Raw genomic sequence first — 1,641 nt, forward strand, 5'->3', positions numbered from 1 at the left:
CCGTTAATCTGCGATAAATGGACAAAAATACCGATAATCTTACCGGTATTTTTGTCTATAAATTAATTTCATTATATGGGCGATAACCTTACTTATCAAGTAAAGATGCACCCGATATTCCAGGCTTTGTCATTTCGTATGGGTCTAGAATCAGATCTAATTCTTCTTCACTTAGCACATCATATTGCAAGCATAATTCACGAATGGATTTCCCATTTACGATTGATTCTCTGGCAATTTCAGAAGCGACATTATACCCGATATGCGGATTGACAGCAGTTAATAAACCTACGCTTTTTTCCACATACTCTTTAAGGCGGTCAGCATTGGCCGTTATACCAGACACACAGAAGTCAGTAAATACGCGGAAGCCATTATTCATGATTGAAATGGATTGCAGTAAATTAAATAATAATACCGGCTCCATAACATTCAGCTCAAATTGTCCCGCCTCAGACGCAAGAGATATCGTATGGTCATTGCCAATTACTTGGAAAGCAATTTGGTTAATAACTTCCGGCATAACTGGATTAACTTTTCCTGGCATAATAGATGAACCAGGCTGACGTGAAGGCAAGTTAATTTCATACAAGCCTGCTCTAGGCCCAGAAGCCATTAAGCGGAGGTCATTGGCGATTTTTGACATATTCACCATACAAATTTTAAGGGCAGATGAGACTTCTGTATATGTATCCGTATTTTGTGTAGCGTCAACAAGATTACCGGCTGGTTTCACAGGGATGCCAGATATCTCAGCTAAATACTGGACAACCTTTTCAATATAAAGAGGATCGGCATTGAGCCCTGTTCCTACAGCAGTTGCTCCCATATTTACCTCTAATAAAGCTTCCATTGATCTTTCAATTCTCTTAATATCACGTTCAATCACATTTGTATAAGCCCTGAATTCCTGCCCTAGACGAATTGGAACTGCATCCTGTAAATGAGTTCTTCCCATCTTAATAACCGAATCAAATTCGATAGCTTTTTGATTAAAAGCTTCCTTCATTTCATTCATAGTATTTAATAATGTTTCTAGTGCTCTATAAACAGCAAGATGAATTGCTGTTGGAAAAGCATCGTTTGTAGATTGGGCCATATTAACATCAATATTTGGATTCAAATGAAAATATTCACCCTTTTCCTTCTCCAAGAACTCTAATCCTCTATTTGCGATGACTTCATTCGTATTCATATTAATGGATGTTCCCGCTCCGCCTTGGATCGGATCCACAATAAAGTGATCATGCCATTTCCCTGAAATAATTTCATCTGCTGCTTTGCAGATAGCCTCCGCTTTTCCTTTATATAAACGCCCGATACTTGAGTTTGCAAGCGCAGCAGCTTTTTTTACAATTGCCATCGCAATAATTAAATCTTTGTCTAATTTATATCCTGTAATGGGAAAATTCTCAACAGCTCTTAATGTTTGTATGCCATAATAAGCCTCAATCGGAACATGCTTTTCTCCCAAGAAATCCTTTTCTACACGATATGTACTCACAAATAACATCTCCTAATCAACCAATTATTGATGAAAGAGAAGTTGTCCACTCCCCTTAGATTTAGTATACTACTATTCCTTAAGATTTTCTGTTAGTTTTTTATAAAGGATAATTGTTCAAATATTAGAATAACTTT

Annotated in this window: 1 protein-coding gene; it reads right to left on the reverse strand. The window is 37.0% G+C overall.

The genetic code is table 11. The features are described 5' to 3' along the window. Window positions 1–88: 88 nt before the first annotated feature. Window positions 89–1,504 (reverse strand): aspartate ammonia-lyase, encoded by a 1,416-nt coding sequence (aspA, locus tag V7164_RS16000; protein WP_438823965.1) that lies wholly within the window; start codon window positions 1,502–1,504, stop codon window positions 89–91. Between the last annotated feature and the right edge of the window lie 137 nt (window positions 1,505–1,641).

Source organism: Bacillus sp. JJ1474, from assembly GCF_036965225.1.
Classification (GTDB): domain Bacteria; phylum Bacillota; class Bacilli; order Bacillales; family Cytobacillaceae; genus Cytobacillus.